The 17,342-nt window shown below is 54.6% G+C and carries 15 protein-coding genes; 4 read left to right on the forward strand and 11 right to left on the reverse strand.

Annotated features, from left to right (window positions below):
• Positions 1-49: 49 nt before the first annotated feature.
• A complete protein-coding gene (ybaL, locus tag FCH32_RS05035) occupies positions 50-1,729 on the reverse strand; it encodes a YbaL family putative K(+) efflux transporter (RefSeq protein WP_115259190.1) in 1,680 nt (559 codons plus the stop codon).
• A 225-nt stretch (positions 1,730-1,954) separates the two neighbouring features.
• Positions 1,955-3,175 carry an MFS transporter gene (locus tag FCH32_RS05040; RefSeq protein ID WP_115259189.1) on the reverse strand — a complete coding sequence of 407 codons (1,221 nt, stop codon included), beginning with the start codon at positions 3,173-3,175 and terminating at the stop codon, positions 1,955-1,957.
• 162 nt (positions 3,176-3,337) lie between these two features.
• Here FCH32_RS05040 and ushA point away from each other — a divergent pair, with 162 nt between their 5' ends.
• Positions 3,338-4,990: a bifunctional UDP-sugar hydrolase/5'-nucleotidase UshA gene (gene ushA, locus FCH32_RS05045; protein WP_174360594.1), complete on the forward strand. Its 1,653-nt coding sequence runs from the start codon at positions 3,338-3,340 to the stop codon at positions 4,988-4,990.
• Between the two features lie 114 nt (positions 4,991-5,104).
• On the opposite strand, the gene ybaK is transcribed toward ushA, so the two are convergent.
• From ybaK to copA, 3 genes are all read right to left on the reverse strand, one after another.
• A complete protein-coding gene (gene ybaK, locus FCH32_RS05050; RefSeq protein ID WP_146717221.1) occupies positions 5,105-5,584 on the reverse strand; it encodes a Cys-tRNA(Pro)/Cys-tRNA(Cys) deacylase YbaK in 480 nt (159 codons plus the stop codon).
• A gap of 201 nt (positions 5,585-5,785) precedes the next feature.
• Positions 5,786-6,580: a TraB/GumN family protein gene (locus FCH32_RS05055; protein ID WP_137362748.1), complete on the reverse strand. Its 795-nt coding sequence runs from the start codon at positions 6,578-6,580 to the stop codon at positions 5,786-5,788.
• A gap of 153 nt (positions 6,581-6,733) precedes the next feature.
• On the reverse strand, positions 6,734-9,235 hold the full coding sequence (copA, locus tag FCH32_RS05060) for a copper-exporting P-type ATPase CopA (protein ID WP_117342143.1): 2,502 nt from the start codon (positions 9,233-9,235) through the stop codon (positions 6,734-6,736).
• Positions 9,236-9,344: 109 nt separating this feature from the next.
• Here copA and cueR point away from each other — a divergent pair, with 109 nt between their 5' ends.
• The gene (cueR, locus tag FCH32_RS05065) at positions 9,345-9,755 is read left to right on the forward strand and encodes a Cu(I)-responsive transcriptional regulator (protein ID WP_096758018.1); all 411 of its coding nucleotides are present in this window, start codon (positions 9,345-9,347) and stop codon (positions 9,753-9,755) included.
• Here the strand turns inward: cueR and FCH32_RS05070 are convergent.
• The 4 genes from FCH32_RS05070 to FCH32_RS05085 are packed head-to-tail and all read right to left on the reverse strand — an operon-like array spanning position 9,752 to position 13,975.
• Entirely contained in the window at positions 9,752-10,468 is a 717-nt protein-coding gene (locus FCH32_RS05070) for a DUF3142 domain-containing protein (protein ID WP_174360595.1), read from the reverse strand. The genes cueR and FCH32_RS05070 overlap by 4 nt on opposite strands.
• Positions 10,438-12,582, reverse strand: coding sequence for a PA5441 family protein (locus FCH32_RS05075; protein ID WP_174360596.1), 2,145 nt, complete (start codon positions 12,580-12,582; stop codon positions 10,438-10,440). The genes FCH32_RS05070 and FCH32_RS05075 overlap by 31 nt, the downstream gene beginning before the upstream one ends.
• Before the next feature lie 26 nt (positions 12,583-12,608).
• Entirely contained in the window at positions 12,609-13,061 is a 453-nt protein-coding gene (locus FCH32_RS05080; protein WP_117342146.1) for an NfeD family protein, read from the reverse strand.
• Positions 13,058-13,975, reverse strand: a complete 918-nt coding sequence (locus FCH32_RS05085) for an SPFH domain-containing protein (RefSeq protein ID WP_096758014.1) — start codon at positions 13,973-13,975, stop codon at positions 13,058-13,060. The genes FCH32_RS05080 and FCH32_RS05085 overlap by 4 nt, the downstream gene beginning before the upstream one ends.
• Before the next feature lie 132 nt (positions 13,976-14,107).
• Between FCH32_RS05085 and fetA the strand changes: the two genes are divergently transcribed.
• Both fetA and fetB read left to right on the forward strand, forming a co-directional pair.
• The gene (fetA, locus tag FCH32_RS05090; protein ID WP_174360597.1) at positions 14,108-14,785 is read left to right on the forward strand and encodes an iron efflux ABC transporter ATP-binding subunit FetA; all 678 of its coding nucleotides are present in this window, start codon (positions 14,108-14,110) and stop codon (positions 14,783-14,785) included.
• Complete coding sequence (gene fetB / locus FCH32_RS05095; RefSeq protein ID WP_117342149.1) at positions 14,772-15,551, forward strand: iron efflux ABC transporter permease subunit FetB; 780 nt, start codon at positions 14,772-14,774, stop codon at positions 15,549-15,551. The genes fetA and fetB overlap by 14 nt, the downstream gene beginning before the upstream one ends.
• Before the next feature lie 105 nt (positions 15,552-15,656).
• Here the strand turns inward: fetB and FCH32_RS05100 are convergent, their stop codons facing one another.
• Positions 15,657-16,511, reverse strand: a complete 855-nt coding sequence (locus FCH32_RS05100) for a co-chaperone YbbN (protein WP_115259180.1) — start codon at positions 16,509-16,511, stop codon at positions 15,657-15,659.
• 59 nt (positions 16,512-16,570) lie between these two features.
• The gene (locus tag FCH32_RS05105) at positions 16,571-17,341 is read right to left on the reverse strand and encodes an SDR family oxidoreductase (RefSeq protein WP_096758010.1); all 771 of its coding nucleotides are present in this window, start codon (positions 17,339-17,341) and stop codon (positions 16,571-16,573) included.
• Position 17,342 lies beyond the last annotated feature (1 nt).

The following is a 17,342-nucleotide window of genomic DNA, read 5'->3' on the forward strand; positions in this document are numbered from 1 at the left end:
CGGTGTACCCGCAGGCCGGATAAGCGCTAGCACCATCCGGCACACAACATTAACTGGCGGTAGCAACGTTACCCGCTGGTGGCGTTTCAATAAGTTCCAGCATGGTGCGCGCGATTTCACGTTCACCCATCACCACCTGATTAGCACCACGCTCGGTAATGTATTCCACTTCATCGTCATAATGCGCGCGGGCGATAATCTCAATCGTCGGGCACTTCTCACGCGCGGAAGCCACAATCTCACCGGCTTCATAACCATTCGGGATGGTCAGCAGCAGCCAGCGCGCACAGTCCAGATGCGCCAGGTTCATGATCTCTTCGTTGGCTGCATTGCCCAGTACCGCGCGGATCCCACGTTCACGTAGCTCGTCCACGCGAGTCCGCGACGTTTCGATAACCACCAGCGGGATACCCGCAGCCATCAGTTTTTCACCTAACAAGCTACCGACGCGGCCAAAACCGACCAGCAGGGCATGATTACAGATATCGACCGGGATTTGCTTCTCTTCTTCGATAGCTTCTTCCAGCGTCTGCTCTTCCAGCGTTTCGGTTTTTGCGAGGTATTTTTCCAGCACGGCGAACAGCACTGGATTTAGCATGATGGACAGGATGGCCCCGGCCAGCACCAGGTTTTGTCCCGCCTGTGGTAACAGGTTAAGCGCCATGCCAAGGCCGGCGAGGATAAAAGCAAATTCGCCAATCTGCGCCAGGCTGGTGGCAATGGTGAGCGCTGTGCGCTGAGAGTGACCGAACAGGCGCACCAGGAAATAGGCGGCGAGGGATTTACCAAAGATGATAATTGCCAGCGTGCCCAGCACAGCCAGCGGTTGCTGGATCAGGACCAATGGGTCGAACAGCATGCCGACGGAAACAAAGAACAGCACCGCAAATGCATCACGCAGCGGCAGGGTGTCATGCGCCGCACGGTGGCTCAGTTCAGATTCGTTCAGCACCATACCGGCGAAGAACGCGCCCAGTGCGAAGGAAACATCGAATACTTCTACGGCACCAAACGCGATACCTAATGCGAGTGCCAGTACCGACAGGGTAAACAGTTCACGCGAGCCCGTGGCGGCGCTACGGGCCATGATCCACGGCACCAGGCGACGACCGACCAGCATCATAATGGCGATAAACGCGATTACTTTACCGATGGTGATGCCCATATCAACGGCCAGTGACGCAAAGCCAACGTTGTCTTTTTCCAGCATACCGGCGATGGCTGGCAGGAGAACCAGCGTTAGCACCATCATCAGGTCTTCAACAATCAGCCAGCCAATGGCGATCTGCCCGCGCTGGCTGTCAATCAACTGTCGTTCTTCAAGCGCGCGCAGTAGCACCACGGTACTGGCGGTAGACAGACATAATCCAAAGACGATACCGACCATCAGCGACCAGCCCAGCACAGCTGAAAGCGCCATACCCAGCAGCGTCGCCACGGCTATCTGGGCTATCGCACCGGGAATGGCGATGGACTTTACCGCCATTAAATCCTTCAACGAAAAGTGTAGCCCCACGCCGAACATCAGCAGGATCACGCCAAGTTCTGCCAGTTCCGGCGCAAGCTTGGTATCCGCAACAAAACCAGGTGTAAATGGACCGGCCAGAACGCCCGCTAACAGATATCCCACCAGAGGAGAAATACGCAGTTTATTGGCAAGCATGCCAAATATAAAAGCGAGCACAAGGCCGCCAACAATGGTGGTGATAAGCGGGGTGGCGTGATGCATTCCGTCTCCTTTGATTGCTGTGGTGATCCTGAAAACCCTAATTACGAGTAATAGTTTATGACAATTTTAATGTTTATGTTTATGAATAATTATTGAAATTTGATGAAAACAGGAATTTAGTCGTAAAAAAGCACGGATCGGATAACTGCGGGGGGGAGCATAGAGCAAACGCTGATGGTCACTGTAAGTGATGGCGGCCAAAGTTTACTTTTGGCCGCCATAAAATCAGGCTTTATGTCGGTTATCAGGCAAGAATATGGTCAGTATCCCCAGAAGAGGCAGGAAAGCACATATTTTATAGACCAAATCAATACTGGTATGGTCGGCAACCAGCCCTAACACCGCGGCCCCTAAGCCGCCCATGCCAAAGGCAAAACCAAAAAACAGCCCAGAAACCATGCCGATACGCCCCGGAAGCAGCTCCTGAGCGTATACCAGAATGGCAGAAAAGGCCGATGCCAGGATAAAACCAATGATCACGGTTAAAATCCCGGTCCATTCCAGCGTTGCATAGGGTAAAACGAGGGTAAACGGCGCTACGCCGAGGATAGAGCCCCAAATGACATATTTTCTACCGATTTTATCACCTAGCGGTCCGCCAATAACCGTCCCTGCCGCAACGGCAAACAGGAACGCAAACAGGTGGAACTGCGCATTTTGTACCGATAATCCGAATTTTTGCATCAGATAAAAGGTGTAATAGCTGCTGATGCTCGCCATATAGAAGTATTTGGAGAAAATCAGCACCAGCAGGATGCTAATCGCCAGCACCACCTTGTTGCGCGGTAGCGGGTTAACGATGGCGACTTTCGGCTTACCTTTACTCATCCGATGTTGGGCCGAATACCAACGGCTGATTTGCGCCAGTACCACAATCGCTAACAACGCGGCCAGCACGAACCACGCTACATTACCCTTACCGTATGGCGCGATGATGACAGCCGCCAGCAATGGCCCCAGAGAACTGCCGAAGTTACCGCCCACCTGGAAAATAGACTGGGCCAGACCATGGCGACCGCCGGAAGCCATCCGTGCCACGCGAGACGATTCCGGGTGAAACACCGATGAACCTGTGCCGACCAGCGCAGCGGCGAGCAGCACCATATGGAAATTACCGGCCATTGCCAGTAATACCAGTCCACTCAGCGTGAAGCACATGCCAATAGGCAGTGACCATGGCATCGGATATTTGTCTGTCCAGTAACCTACCACCGGTTGAAGTAACGAGGAGGTGAGCTGGAAAGTCAGGGTAATCATCCCGATCTGCATAAAGCTCAGCGAGAACTCTGACTGCAACAGCGGATAAATCGCCAGGATCAGCGACTGGATCATATCGTTGAGCAGGTGAGAAAGGCTGATCGCCCCTAAAATGCCAAACGAGGTGCGTGCTTTTTGCGACGGCGCAGCAGAGCCGGGGAGCGGTTGAGCGGTTTGATTGGTAGCCATAGGTCCACTTCAGTAATGATGAGACAGGAACAGGTGTAATTATTATCCGACTAACATACCTGCGGAAGGTGTTTGAAGGAAGTCTCATTTCTGAAAACATTTTCGGCTATTATTTCATATCATTGTAATTTCAGCGGTTGATATTGGGTCAGGGAGAGAAGCATGAAATTTTTGAAACGGGGCGTGACGCTGGCATTATTTGCCGCCTTTGCGCTGGCAGGTCAGCCTGCTCAGGCTTACGAAAAAGATAAAACCTATAAAATAACCATTCTGCATACCAACGATCATCACGGCCACTTCTGGCGCAGCGAATACGGCGAATACGGGCTGGCGGCGCAAAAAACGCTGGTGGACGGTATTCGTCATGAGGTGGCAGCCGAGGGCGGAAGCGTCCTGTTGCTTTCCGGCGGTGACATTAATACCGGTGTACCGGAGTCCGATCTTCAGGATGCTGAACCGGATTTTCGCGGCATGAACCTGATTGGCTATGACGCGATGGCGGTGGGAAACCACGAATTTGATAATCCACTGACCGTGTTGCGACAGCAGGAAAAATGGGCCAAATTCCCGCTCCTCTCCGCCAACATCTACCAGAAAAGCACCGGTGAGCGTTTATTCAAACCCTGGGCCATCTTTAAGCGTCAGGATTTAAAAATTGCCGTTATCGGTTTAACCACCGACGACACGGCGAAAATTGGCAACCCGGAGTTCTTCATCGATATCGAGTTCCGTAAACCTGCGGATGAAGCCAAGCTGGTGATTCAGGAACTCAATATGGGTGAAAAGCCCGATGTCATTATTGCCACCACGCACATGGGGCATTACGACAACGGCAACCACGGCTCCAACGCTCCAGGCGATGTGGAAATGGCGCGTAGCCTGCCCGCAGGCGCGCTGGCGATGATTGTGGGTGGTCACTCACAGGATCCGGTGTGCATGGCATCGGAAAACAAAAAGCAGGTGGATTACGTACCAGGTACCCCGTGTGCGCCAGATAAACAAAATGGTATCTGGATCGTCCAAGCGCACGAGTGGGGAAAATACGTAGGCCGCGCGGACTTTGAATTCCGCAACGGCGAAATGAAAATGGTCAACTACCAGCTCATTCCGGTAAACCTGAAGAAGAAAGTGACCTGGGATAACGGCAAAAGTGAGCGCGTACTTTTCACCCCGGAAATCGCTGAAAACCCGCAAATGCTTTCCCTGCTAACGCCGTTCCAGAATAAAGGCAAAGCGCAGCTGGAGGTCAAAATTGGTAGCGTTAATGGGCGTCTGGAAGGAGACCGCAGCAAAGTCCGTTTTGTTCAGACCAATATGGGGCGTCTGCTACTGGCGGCGCAAATGGCGCGCACCGGTGCTGATTTTGGCGTGATGAGCGGTGGTGGCGTCCGTGACTCCATTGAAGGCGGCGATATTACCTATAAAAGCGTGCTCAAGGTTCAGCCGTTTGGCAACATAGTGGTCTATGCCGATATGAGTGGTAAAGAGGTGGTTGACTATCTGACCGCCGTCGCGCAAATGAAGCCGGACTCGGGTGCCTATCCGCAATTTGCCAACGTTAGCTTTGTGGCGAAGGACGGCAAGCTTAACGATTTGAAAATCAACGGCGAGCCCGTCGACCCGGCCAAAACCTATCGCATGGCGACGCTGAGTTTCAACGCCACCGGCGGTGATGGCTATCCGCGAATTGATAACAAACCGGGTTATGTGAATACCGGGTTTATCGATGCGGAAGTATTGAAAGAGTATGTGCAGAATAATTCACCGTTGGATGCCAGTGCGTTTGAGCCGAAGGGTGAAGTTAGCTGGCAATAACTGAGCGCAGTGCCGGATGGCGGTGCAAGCACCTTATCCGGCCTACGAGTCTGTAGAGTATTCAGTTGTAGGCCTGATTAGCGTAGCGCCATCAGGCAATCATTCCAAAACAGGTTAATCGCGGCGTGCGATATCGGCGAATTTCGCATCCAGAATTTTGGCCAAATCGTCCGCCGCCAGTTCAATATCCAGCCCGCGTTTGCCGCCGGAAACATAAATGGTGTCAAACGTCCGGGCGGGGGCGTCGATAAGCGTCGGCAATCTTTTTTTCTGCCCTAATGGGCTGATGCCGCCCACCAGATAGCCGGTGGTACGCTGCGCCACCATCGGGTCGGCCATGTCGACCTTTTTCGCGCCCAGCGCCTTGGCGACCTTTTTCAGATCCAACTGTCCGGCTACCGGCGTGACGGCGACGGCCAGATGTTTCATATCGCCATTCACGGCAACCAGCAGCGTTTTATAGACCTGATCTGCATTCAGACCCAGTTTACGCACCACTTCATCACCAAAATTAGTCTCTGACGGATCGTGATCATAGGTATGGATCTGGAACGAAATATTGTTTTTTTCGAGTAAGTTAACGGCGGGTGTCATAGCAATTTTTCCTGGCTCAGACAAAATACGACTAAAGCATACGCCTGATGGCGGTCGAAAAAATAGTACCATCTTGCGCAATAGTATTGGCAGGATGCTGACTTTGAGCGACAATCGACCTACACCGATGCTTTAAGCGTCGGCATAATAATAATGATGAAATTCCTCTTTGACGGGCCAATAGAAATATTGGCCATTTTTTTATCGCAACATCTCCGGCAAATTCCCTTCTCCATAAAGATGCAGTGCGCCTACTGCCACCACATAATGGCCTGCGGGCAACGCGTTAAGCTTGTCCCGCCATGCCTCATTTCGCTGGTGCATCAGGACGTCATATAACGACTGACTGAACGTATTGGGTAACGTGAGATCGTTATTTTGCGGCGGTGTTTTTAACCACCAACCCATCATCTGTTGCAGCAGACGGGCATTGGTATGCCAGTGTGTCAGGGTATCGTCCAGCAACGCCAGACCGTTATCCGGTAGCTGACATAAAAGATCGATTTGGCTGGCAGCACCTTCCAGCTCGATAACCGGCTTTTGCGCCTGCTTCGCCTGTTTCAGCAGTTGGTAATCAATTCCGTATTCCGCACGTAACCCCAACTGCTGCGCCTGGGTTGCCTGCAATATCATGGCGATTTGCCACAAAGGTTGGGTGGAAAACAGGGAAGGGGAAATGCCCAACTCAGCGCTGACTTTTTGCACGTGGCGGAGCTGTTCGTCGCTGATGCGGTCTTCCAGAGCGGCAAACGTGGGCAGGTTAGCAAACGGGGCATCGTCACCGGAAACATCGGCTTCGACGATCAGCGCGTCGGCGCGGTAGAGCTTTTTCAGGAGTTTGGCGGGCAGAGGGGCCATTTCACGGCTGCCCATATGAATACTGCCAATCAGATGAAAATGGCGATTACCGGGCAACGAGATGTCGATAGCAGGCCAGGTATAATGGTGACCGCGTAGTGCAGACCATAATGCTTTTACCCGGTATAACAGATCCATACGACCTCCCGTTGAAAAATCACATGCTAGCGCGTGGTCCAGGAAGGTGCAATGCGTGAATCGCCGGATGGCGACGCGAAAGCGTCTTATCCGGCCTACGATATCACCTGCATTTTGTAGGCCGGATAAGCGTTAGCGTCATCCGGAACAGGGTTACTCTTTGGGTTTAAAGCGCAGCAGTCGGTTCGCGTTGCTTACCACGGTGATGGAAGAGAGCGCCATCGCCGCCCCAGCCACTACTGGGTTAAGCAGGGTACCGGTAAACGGCCACAGGATCCCGGCGGCAACGGGAATACCAATGCTGTTATAGATAAATGCGCCGAGCAGATTTTGCTTCATGTTCCGTAGGGTGGCCCGCGAGATAGACAGCGCATCCGCTACGCCCATCAGGCTATGGCGCATCAGCGTAATCGCCGCGGTTTCAATGGCGACATCGCTGCCACCGCCCATGGCAATCCCTACATCAGCCTGGGCAAGTGCTGGCGCATCGTTGATCCCATCACCGACCATCGCCACCTGATGTCCCTGGCTTTGCAGGCGTTTAATCGCCTCTGCTTTTCCGTCCGGCAGAACGCCCGCGATCACCTCGTCGATGCCTGCTTCTTTGGCAATAGCGTTAGCGGTGGTTGGGTTGTCCCCGGTGAGCATCACCAGACGATACCCGGCGCGGTGCAAGCGCTGCAGTGCCGCCACGCTGTCGCTGCGCAGCGGGTCACGTACCGCGAGCAGTGCGGCCGCTTTGCCGTCAATCGCCAGCAGCACCGGAGTCGACCCCTGAGTGGCCTGCGCGGTGATTTCAGCTTCCATCTCTGTGGTGACCACCTGCTGTTCATGGAGCAGCGTCTGGTTGCCCAGCAGCAGCCTATGACCTTCCGCTTCACCGCTAACGCCTAAGCCGCGCAGCGTACGGAACCCATTGACCTGCGGCAGGGCCGCATCGCCGGCTTTATCCAGAATCGCGCGGGCCAGCGGGTGGCTGGAACCCTGTTCAAGGGCTGCGGCCAGACGGATGGCCTGCGCTTCATCGATATCACCGAAAGTTTTGATGGCGACAACCTGCGGTTTCCCTTCGGTCAGCGTCCCGGTTTTATCAAACACCACGGTATCAAGCGTACTGGCACGCTGCAGCGCATCGGCGTCGCGGACCAGAACACCAAACTCTGCGGCACGACCGACCCCGGAAATAATCGACATCGGTGTTGCCAGACCCAGCGCACACGGGCAGGCGATAATCAGTACGGTGGTGGCAATCACCAGCGTATAGACAATCTGCGGTGCCGGGCCAAAGAAATACCAGATTGCGGCGCTGACCAGCGCAATCACTACCACCACCGGAACGAACACCGAGGAGATGCGGTCAGCCAGCTTGCCAATCTCTGGCTTGCTGCTTTGCGCCTGACGGACCATGCGAATTATGCGCGACAGGGTGGTATGGCTGCCGACAGCGCTGGCGCGGAACAGCACGCTGCCATCCTGAACCACCGTACCGGCGTGGACGCTGTCGCCTTCGCCTTTTTGTTGTGGGATTGGCTCACCGGTGAGCATGGCTTCATCCAGCCAGGCTTCGCCTTGGGTGATTTCACCGTCCACCGGGACGCGGTCACCGGTGGTCAGGCGCAGTAACATGCCTGCCTGAACATCGGCCAGCGGGACGTTTTTTTCGCCTTCTTCTGTCACCACGCGCGCGGTCGGTGGCGTGAGGTCGAGCAGTTTTTCCAGTGCTTTGGAGGAGCGTTGACGGGCGCGCGCCTCCAGCATATGTCCGAGGTTAATCAGACCGATAATCATCGCACTGGCTTCATAATAGAGGTGGCGTGCTTCCATCGGGAACCACTGCGGCCAGAGGTTAACGCTCATTGAATAGAGCCAGGCCACCCCGGTTCCGAGCGCCACCAGGGTATCCATGGTGGCGGTGCCGTTCATCAGGCTTTTCCATGCGCTGCGGTAAAAGTGACCGCCTGCGAAGACCATCACGGCGAGCGTCGCCAGACCGATGACCAGCCACAGGCTACGGTTATCGGCGGTGACCATCATGTTATCGCCCATCATGCCCCACACCATCACCGGTACGCCCAGCAGCAGCGCAACGGCTGCCTGCCAGCGAAAGCGTTTCATGGTGGCAACGGCCGTTTCCTGCTGGCGTTCACGACGTTTAACATCGTCTTCGATGGCTTCAGCGCCGTAGCCAGCTTTCTCTACGGCCTGGACTAATTCTTCGGCGGAAGCGCTGCCCATTACCAGCGCAGTACGCTCCGCCAGATTTACCCGTGCCTGCGTGACGCCCGGTACGTTTTGCAACGCATTTTGTACCCGGGAAACACAGCTGGCGCAGCTCATGCCGCTCAACAACAACTGTTGGCTGTCATCTTCAGCCGTCGCTACCGGAAGCTCAGAAGAGACCGCTGTCAGCGCTTCCGACGGGATTGATGACTCCGCCAGCGGTTTAGCCTTTGGGTGGCTTAACTCTGCGCCATAGCCGGCTTGTTTGATGGTTTCAATTAACGCTTCAGCGCTGGCGCTACCGGTAACGTGTGCTTCGGTAACAGTGACATCCGCTTGCTCAACGTCCGGACGTTGTTCGAGACTTTCTTTGACGCGTTTAACGCAGTGACCACAGGACAATCCGTCCAGGGTCAGGTCGATGGTTTGAGACATAACAATAATCCTCTATGATTGGTCGGTGGTTTATTGACCTTGGCAATCGTTTTGACTAACTGTTATAAAGGTTAAACCTTCCATCAAGGGGAAGGTCAAGGGGGAAGATGTGAATATATCCGATGTTGCTAAAAAAACCGGTTTAACCAGTAAAGCTATCCGCTTTTATGAAGAGAAAGGGCTGGTGACGCCGCCGCTGCGCAGCGAAAACGGATACCGCACCTATACGCAGCAACATCTGAACGAACTGACGTTGCTGCGTCAGGCGCGGCAGGTTGGCTTTAACCTTGAAGAGTGCGGTGAGCTGGTAAACCTGTTTAACGATCCGGCACGCCACAGCGCGGATGTGAAAAAGCGCACCCTGGAAAAAGTGGCGGACATTGAGCGGCACATTAACGAACTCCAGGCGATGCGCACGCATTTGCTGGCGCTGGCGGACAGCTGTCCCGGCGATGACAGCGCCGAATGTCCGATCATTGATAATCTCTCCGGCTGCTGCCACCACAAAGCGAAGGCCTAAAGGCGAGGCGGTTGCAGCATAAAGACCACCGTGCCACGAAACCATGGTGATGTCTCCAACTGCGCTTCCGCCTGCACATCCCGACTACCGTGTTGTACCAGCCCGAGCTTAAACGGAATGTGTAACCGGGTGAGTGCGGGCAGATACGCCTGATAATTGGCTACCGTGTGACGTCCCTGATAGCTCTGCACCACCAGTTCATCAACCGGTAGCGCATTCAGCGTGGCGACATCGCCGGTCTTGGCCCAGTCCAGCAGTCCGGTTACCCCAAGAGCGAACTCCGGCGGCAATTGTTGGCGCAGCTGTTGCAGAAATCGGGCGTAATCGGCGAGCTGATGGGTTGCCGCGTCAAAATCAACCTGTAGACCGACCACGTGGTTGCCTGCGGCCTGCCAGCGCTGCAACAGCCGCACGATACGTGCCGGGATCGCATCCGGTACGTCGAGGGTAGTAAAACGCACGGTCAGCCAAATTGACGGAAAGGTCAGGCGGCTGACCGGCAGACCCAGACGCTGAAAGACCACCTGGCCCGAGCGGGTCAGCACTTCCCCCTGGTGCAGATACACCGTTTGCGCGTCCCGCAGCTCGTCGCTGGCTTTTACCCCGGACCATAACCAAAAAGCCTGATGTTCACGGGCAGCTACCGTTTCTGCGGCCTGAGCCTGTCCGCTCAGCAGCGCAATTACCAGTAGTATTTGAGTTTTTGCGTCCACGGGCTTCCTGGATACTGCGTCTTCAACTGTGTGTACCAGTCTTTACGCTGCGACTTGTCCACCTTTTCACCGCCGCATTCGTTATAACCCGATGGCGCATAGCACATGATGGCCCGGTACAGCGCAAAACTCTTGTCTTCGACTTCTGCGTTGGGGGAAGCGATCACCTGCTGATAATAACGCTGGCGGTCAAACTGTCCGAACGGCTCTTTGCGTGAGATGGCCGTGACCAGCACGTCGTTACCGGCGCGGTCTGCCTGCAGAGCAACATGGGTTTGCGAAGTGCGGAAGAATTCCCCCAGGCAGTTCAGCGCGTGGGCATCATCCGCTTTTTTGCTTAGCACAGTGACCGTTTCATCGAGGCTACGGCAGGTGTAACCGGCCTGGGCGGCGTCGCCGTTCCAGTCAAAGGTACTCAGATTCACATCAGCAAACGACTCGCCAATCACCGGTGGCGTAATCGCGCCAGCCAGCTTTTTGTCGTTCAACCAGTCGCTAAAACGATTCTCGGTGAGATCGCGTACCAACAATGTATGCAGGGCGATGGTGCGTTCTTCGTTGTTGGGGCCGCGAGTGGCCTGCTGGCGCAGCAGCTCTGGTGTTGCCTGTGCTTTTAACACCTGCGAACGAAAACGCAGGTTCGTCACCGCGCTGTCCGGGGCGAAAATAGACGCAATGTCGCCGCTGTAAACCAGCGTTGCCGCCAGCTTGGCCTGTACATACTGCTGCTGTTCGGGGTCCTGACTGATTTTCAGTAGCTGCTGCCAGAACGCGCGGGCGGCGGGCCACTGCTGTTGCCCCATCAGCGCTGCGCCGTACAGCACCTGCTCACTGAAGGCGAGAATGTCGTGTGCGGGGAGTTTTTGCGCAGGGGTCACCGCCTGCACAATGGCTGCGTAATTGCCCGTTGCCATCCACATATTCAGCTGTAGATCCTGCCACAGGGCGAGTTTTCCGCTCTTCTCAAATACCGGTTTGCTGGCGTCGAGTTGTTCTTGGGTTAATGTCAGTTTGTAATCACCATTCAAACGCAGCGCGCGCAGCAGTTCGATATAGCTGACCAGCGGCGCGTCGGGGAAGGCCTCCACCACGGGGCCTTCAAAGAATTGCATACCGAAAACATTATCGTACTCGATGACCGTATCGCGCAGCTGCTGTGCGTCGGTTGTCTGCTGGAAGGCTTGTTCATACAGCCCAGCCAGCGGCGGCCATGCCTGCAAATACCAGTTAATCCGGCGCAGCATGCCGCGTGCGGAATTGGCGTAGACTCCTTCCGGCCAGCGTTGCAAATAGCTCTGTGCCTCTTTTTGTGCCTGAGTGGCGTCTTTGCGGTTGACATTGTCGATATTAAAATCGCCGTACTGCCCGTCGCTATACTTGCTGCTTTTGTTCAGCGCCGTGCGCATCAGCATGTATTGCGCGGTTTCTGCCAACCAGGGACTACTGCTGGTGGCTAGCTGCGTGAAATCCTGTTCGGCAGTGACGTAGTCGCCTTCATAGAAACGGGCGGCGGCGATCAGATAGGTTTTGTATTGTTGCGCAAAGCCGTCGGCAGGGATGGTGGCAAGCGAGGATGTAATTTGCTCAGCGCTCGCGCCGGACAGTAGTCCCAGGCGTGCCCGGGCTAACGCCTGGCGTTGTTCAGCTGTTAACGTAGTATCCGCCAGCAGTGCGGCAAAGAACTGGCTGACGCTGGCTGTCGTATTCGACACATGGCGGTTCTCATGCTCTGCGTCGTCGGCGTTTGTCTCTTCGACGGTAATCTGCAGTTCGGCCATCTGGCGGGCAAGCGCATCATCTTTGCTTTGCACTGGGGCGTCGGCTGGCGGCGGAGATATTTCATCCCACTGTGGATGATATGCAAAATAGTAATCGCGGGAGCGGGTAACATCCGCAGGCAGTGACTGCACTGGCAGGGTGAATGATTTTTCCTGGCTCAACAGACGCAGCAGGTTATCACGGGTGTCGTTTTCCGGGCTGAGTACCGGGATGCCTTTCAGCAGACAGCTCGCATCGCTCCATTTACAGTCTTCCATATCAAAAGAGGCGAATGCCTGTGGGGCACCCGCCAGCAAGGTACACACGGCAAAGGCGAGGGGTGTCTTCCTGACCATAATCTTTATTCCTGTCATTATGTGGGTTATAAGGCTCTGATAATCAGGGTAATGCCTTCAACGGCAATCACCTCAACCTGTGTTCCTGCACTCAAATCGTCACGCGCGCTGACCGGCCAGGAGCTGTCGCCCACGCGCATATGTCCGCGCCCGTTCACCAGCGCCGTTTCCAGCACAAACCGGCGGCCGACCAGTTGCTGTCCGCGCTGGTTGAGATGGCTGTCTGCCGGTTTTTGTTCCTGCACACGCTTTGCCAACCACTTCCACCACAGCCAGGCTGCCAGCAGCGTTAAGACGGCGAACATCGCGCCCTGCCATGCCCAGTCGAGCGGCAATAGCCAGACGACCAGACCGGTGATGACTGCCGCCACACCGCTCCACAGCAGATAGCCGTTGCCGCCCAACATCTCAGCGGCCAGTAACAGACCGCCGAGGCTGAGCCAGAAGAGGTGTGGATGAACCAGAATCATCGCAATCATGATTTGTTCCGCTCGCTGGCGCTGTCCTTAATCAGTTCGCTAATACCGGCAATGGAGCCCATCAGGCTGCTGGCATCCAGCGGCATCATCACCACTTTGCTGTTATTGGACGAACCGATTTGTTGCAGCGCTTCGGTGTATTTCTGTGCCACGAAGTAGTTCACGGCTTGAATATCCCCGGCGGCAATGGCCTCAGACACCATCTGCGTTGCACGGGCTTCAGCTTCGGCGGAACGTTCGCGCGCTTCGGCCTGCAAGAACGCGGACTGGCGTTCACCTTCCGCTTTCAGGATTTTCGACTGCTTCTCACCTTCGGCCTTGACGATTTCGGCCTGGCGGATCCCTTCGGCCTCAAGAATATAGGCGCGCTTGGTTCGTTCGGCTTTCATCTGGGCGTTCATGGCGTCGATAAGCTCGGCCGGTGGGCGCACATCGCGGATTTCAATACGGGTAATTTTGATGCCCCACGGGTTGGTGGCTTCATCAACGATATGCAGCAAACGCGTATTGATGTTGTCGCGCTGGGAAAGCATCTCGTCCAGCTCCATCGAGCCGAGAACGGTACGGATGTTGGTCATCGTCAGGTTGATGATCGCCAGTTCCAGATTGCTGACTTCATACGCCGCTTTTGGCGCATCAATCACCTGAATAAAGCACACCGCATCGATGGACACGTTGGCGTTATCTTTGGAGATAACTTCCTGCGACGGAATATCGAGAACCTGCTCCATCATATTGATCTTACGACCAATCCGGTCCATGAACGGTACCACGAGGCTTAAGCCTGGCTGCAGGGTTTTGGTGTAACGACCAAAGCGTTCCACCGTCCACTGGTATCCCTGAGGGACGATTTTGACGCCTGCGCCAACAATCACCAGCGCGACAAAAATGAGAATGGGGATGAAAATGAGCATCGATAAAACCTCCTGTTACGCTGTCCTTTACTGCCTGATAAGTCAAATTATACCCGATTTATCAAGGTGGCTCCCCAATAATAAATTACAGGGATAGACTGTCTGCACGAAAGCGGTGAAAAGGGAATGATAATGGAAGAAAGCAGTATTTTGCTCCAGCTCAACGATGTCGGCTGGCATGCGGGTAACACGAAGATTCTCAATAATATCTGTTTTAATCTCCACGCCGGGGAATTTAAGCTCATAACAGGCCCATCCGGCTGCGGTAAAAGCACATTGCTGAAGATTGTGGCCTCGTTAATTAGCCCAAGCAACGGTGAGATCCTCTTTGAGGGAAAGGAGATATCCACGCTCAAACCCGAAGCGTATCGACAGCAGGTCTCGTATTGTGCGCAAACCCCCGCATTGTTTGGCGACACCGTTTACGACAATCTCATTTTTCCGTGGCAAATTCGGCATAAACACCCACAAGAAGAGGCATTTCTCGCCGATCTGGCGCGCTTTGAGCTGCCCGAGACGATCCTCAAAAAAGGCATCAATGAACTGTCCGGCGGTGAAAAGCAACGCGTCTCGCTCATTCGTAATTTGCAGTTTTTGCCCAAAATTCTGCTGCTCGATGAAATCACCAGCGCGCTGGATGAAACCAATAAGCGGAATGTAAATGAGCTTATACATCGCTACGTTCGCGAGAAAAATATGGCGGTGTTGTGGGTGACGCACGACAAAGATGAAATTAATCATGCGGATAATGTCATAACCCTCCAACCGCATGCCGGAGAAATGCAGGAAACACGCAATGAACGAGCATAATATTACCAATGAGTCGCTGGCATTAGCGATGATGCTGGTGGTGGTGGCTATTCTGATTAGCCATAAAGAAAAACTGGCGCTGGAAAAAGATATTCTCTGGAGCGTATGTCGGGCGGTTATCCAGCTTATTATCGTCGGCTACGTGCTGAAATATATCTTTGGCGTGAATCACAGTATTCTGACCTTATTGATGGTGCTGTTTATCTGTCTTAACGCCGCCTATAACGCGCAAAAACGCAGTAAATATATCGGCAACGCCTTTATCTCGTCGTTTATTGCAATAACGGCAGGGGCCGGACTGACGCTGGCGGTACTGGTGCTGTCAGGCTCCATTGCGTTCACGCCGATGCAGGTGATCCCGATTTCCGGCATGATTGCGGGCAACGCGATGGTGGCGGTCGGGCTGTGTTATAACAATCTGGGCCAGCGATTTAACAGCGAACAGCAGCAAATTCAGGAAAAGTTGAGTCTCGGCGCCACGCCGAAGATTGCCTCCGCGCCGTTAATTCGCGACAGTATTCGTGCGTCGTTGATCCCAACCATTGATTCCGCGAAAACCGTCGGTCTGGTGAGCTTGCCGGGGATGATGTCGGGGTTAATCTTTGCCGGTATCGATCCGGTAAAAGCGATCAAATATCAGATTATGGTGACCTTCATGCTGCTTTCTACCGCCAGCCTGTCGACCATTATCGCCTGCTATTTAACCTATCGGAAGTTCTATAATTCGCGTCACCAATTAGTCGTAACGCATCTGAAGAAGACGTAATGTGAAGCCGGATGGCGGCTACCGCCTTATCCGGCCTACGGGATCGGTATTTGTAGAATTTGTAGGCCCGATAAGCGCAAGCGCCATCGGGCAACATCACGCGGATTAGTACAACAACGCGTACAGCTGACGACGATACTTCGACGCCAGCGCATCGCCGGTGCCCAATGCGGCGAGGATCTCCTGGAAGGTCTTACGCGCCTGGCCGTCAGCGGCAGCAAGATCTTTTCTCAGGTGGCTGAACAGCAGCTCCAGCGCTTCTTCGTTACGTCCGACCTGATGCAGTTGGATCGCCAGTTGGGTGGCCAGTGCGGCATCCTGCGGGTTGTCTGCGACCTGCTGCTGCAACAGTTGGATTTCCGGCGTGTCCGCTGCCTGCTTCAGCAGTTCAATTTGGGCGACCAGACCCTGATAGCGGGTGTCCTGATCCTGTAACGGAATGGTTTTCAGCACCGCTTCGGCATCGTCGGAGCGGTTCAGGGCGATTTGCGTTTCTGCCAGCAGCAGGCCAATTTCGCTGCTCTGGTTGGACATCTGCCAGGCTTCTTTCAGCAGCGGCAGTGCGTCAGCGTGGTTGCCAGCTTCAATGAATTCGATGGCCTGGCGTGCTTTCAGCTCTTCTTCACTTGGCAGGACTTTCTCGAGCAGCGCACGGATCACCTCTTCCGGCTGCGGACCCTGGAAACCGTCCACCGGCTGACCGTTCTGGAACAGATACACCGTTGGGATGGCACGCAGGCCAAACTGCGAGGCGATCATCTGCTCGGCGTCGCAGTCCAGCTTGGCGAGAATAAACTGACCGTTGTACTGCGCGACCAGGCTTTCCAGCACCGGCGTCAATTGCTGACAGTGCTGGCTGCGTTCAGACCAGAAATAGAACAGGACCGGCGTGGTCATCGACAGTTCAAGGGTCTGCTGCAGGTTAGATTCGTTAATATTGACAATATTTTGTACGGACATGGAGTCACTCTCTATTCGTCGATTTGTTTTTACATGGGGGCAGACGCGCTGGCTTCAACTCAGCCCTGTAAAATTTTGTCCATTACGCGACCTGGCAACAGGCGCTTCAACAGCATGACTGCCCAGGTCACCAGGGTGACGGGGTAGCGCAGTTTCGGTTTATCGCTCTCAAAAGCATGACGCACTTTGGCGACCACGGCCTCAGGTCCTAACGTAAACCGTGCGGCAATACCGGGGTTTTCTACCGGGGAATCGCTCTGTGTCTGGTTAACGTTCTCGGTGAAACGGGTGCGGATAGGGCCGGGTTCAATCAAGCTGACTTTGATGCCGCTGTGGCGTAACTCCATACGCAGCGCATCGGACCAGGCTTCCAGCGCGTATTTGCTGGCGGCATAGGCCCCACGTCCCGGCGTGGAGATCAGGCCCATCACCGATGACGTCATCACAATACGCCCTTCGCCGTGGGGCAACATGGCGGGCAGCAGGCGCATGGTCAACTGATGCGCACCAAAGAAGTTGGCGGAAAACTGCTGTTCCATCTGCTCACGGCTGATGGTCGGCAGCGGGCCATACACGCCGAATCCGGCGTTATTAAAGATCCCATACAAACGATTATCGGTCAGGGCGATCACCTCATCGGCTGCGCGATCCACGCTTTCTGTAGAGTCCAGATCCAGCAAGATGCCGGTGAATCCCATACCGTTCATGCGTGCGACATCGTCGGGTTTGCGGCAGCCTGCCAGAATTTGAAAACCCTGGCGCTTTAGCTCAAGCGCGCTTTCCAGGCCGATTCCACTGGAACATCCTGTTATTAAGACCGATTTTTGCATA

The sequence above is a fragment of the Citrobacter gillenii genome (assembly GCF_013337685.1).
GTDB classification, from domain to species: Bacteria; Pseudomonadota; Gammaproteobacteria; order Enterobacterales; family Enterobacteriaceae; genus Citrobacter; species Citrobacter gillenii.

Excerpts from the sequence above, each read along its gene's own strand:
- FCH32_RS05080 (WP_117342146.1), bottom strand. The coding sequence starts at position 13,061 with ATGATTGCGATGATTCTGGTTCATCCACACCTCTTCTGGCTCAGCCTC.
- FCH32_RS05055 (WP_137362748.1), bottom strand. The coding sequence starts at position 6,580 with ATGGATCTGTTATACCGGGTAAAAGCATTATGGTCTGCACTACGCGGT.
- fetB (WP_117342149.1), top strand. The coding sequence starts at position 14,772 with ATGAACGAGCATAATATTACCAATGAGTCGCTGGCATTAGCGATGATG.
- copA (WP_117342143.1), bottom strand. The coding sequence starts at position 9,235 with ATGTCTCAAACCATCGACCTGACCCTGGACGGATTGTCCTGTGGTCAC.
- ybaL (WP_115259190.1), bottom strand. The coding sequence starts at position 1,729 with ATGCATCACGCCACCCCGCTTATCACCACCATTGTTGGCGGCCTTGTG.
- FCH32_RS05100 (WP_115259180.1), bottom strand. The coding sequence starts at position 16,511 with ATGTCCGTACAAAATATTGTCAATATTAACGAATCTAACCTGCAGCAG.
- FCH32_RS05105 (WP_096758010.1), bottom strand. The coding sequence starts at position 17,341 with ATGCAAAAATCGGTCTTAATAACAGGATGTTCCAGTGGAATCGGCCTG.
- FCH32_RS05075 (WP_174360596.1), bottom strand. The coding sequence starts at position 12,582 with ATGGTCAGGAAGACACCCCTCGCCTTTGCCGTGTGTACCTTGCTGGCG.
- ushA (WP_174360594.1), top strand. The coding sequence starts at position 3,338 with ATGAAATTTTTGAAACGGGGCGTGACGCTGGCATTATTTGCCGCCTTT.
- FCH32_RS05085 (WP_096758014.1), bottom strand. The coding sequence starts at position 13,975 with ATGCTCATTTTCATCCCCATTCTCATTTTTGTCGCGCTGGTGATTGTT.
- FCH32_RS05040 (WP_115259189.1), bottom strand. The coding sequence starts at position 3,175 with ATGGCTACCAATCAAACCGCTCAACCGCTCCCCGGCTCTGCTGCGCCG.
- fetA (WP_174360597.1), top strand. The coding sequence starts at position 14,108 with ATGGAAGAAAGCAGTATTTTGCTCCAGCTCAACGATGTCGGCTGGCAT.
- ybaK (WP_146717221.1), bottom strand. The coding sequence starts at position 5,584 with ATGACACCCGCCGTTAACTTACTCGAAAAAAACAATATTTCGTTCCAG.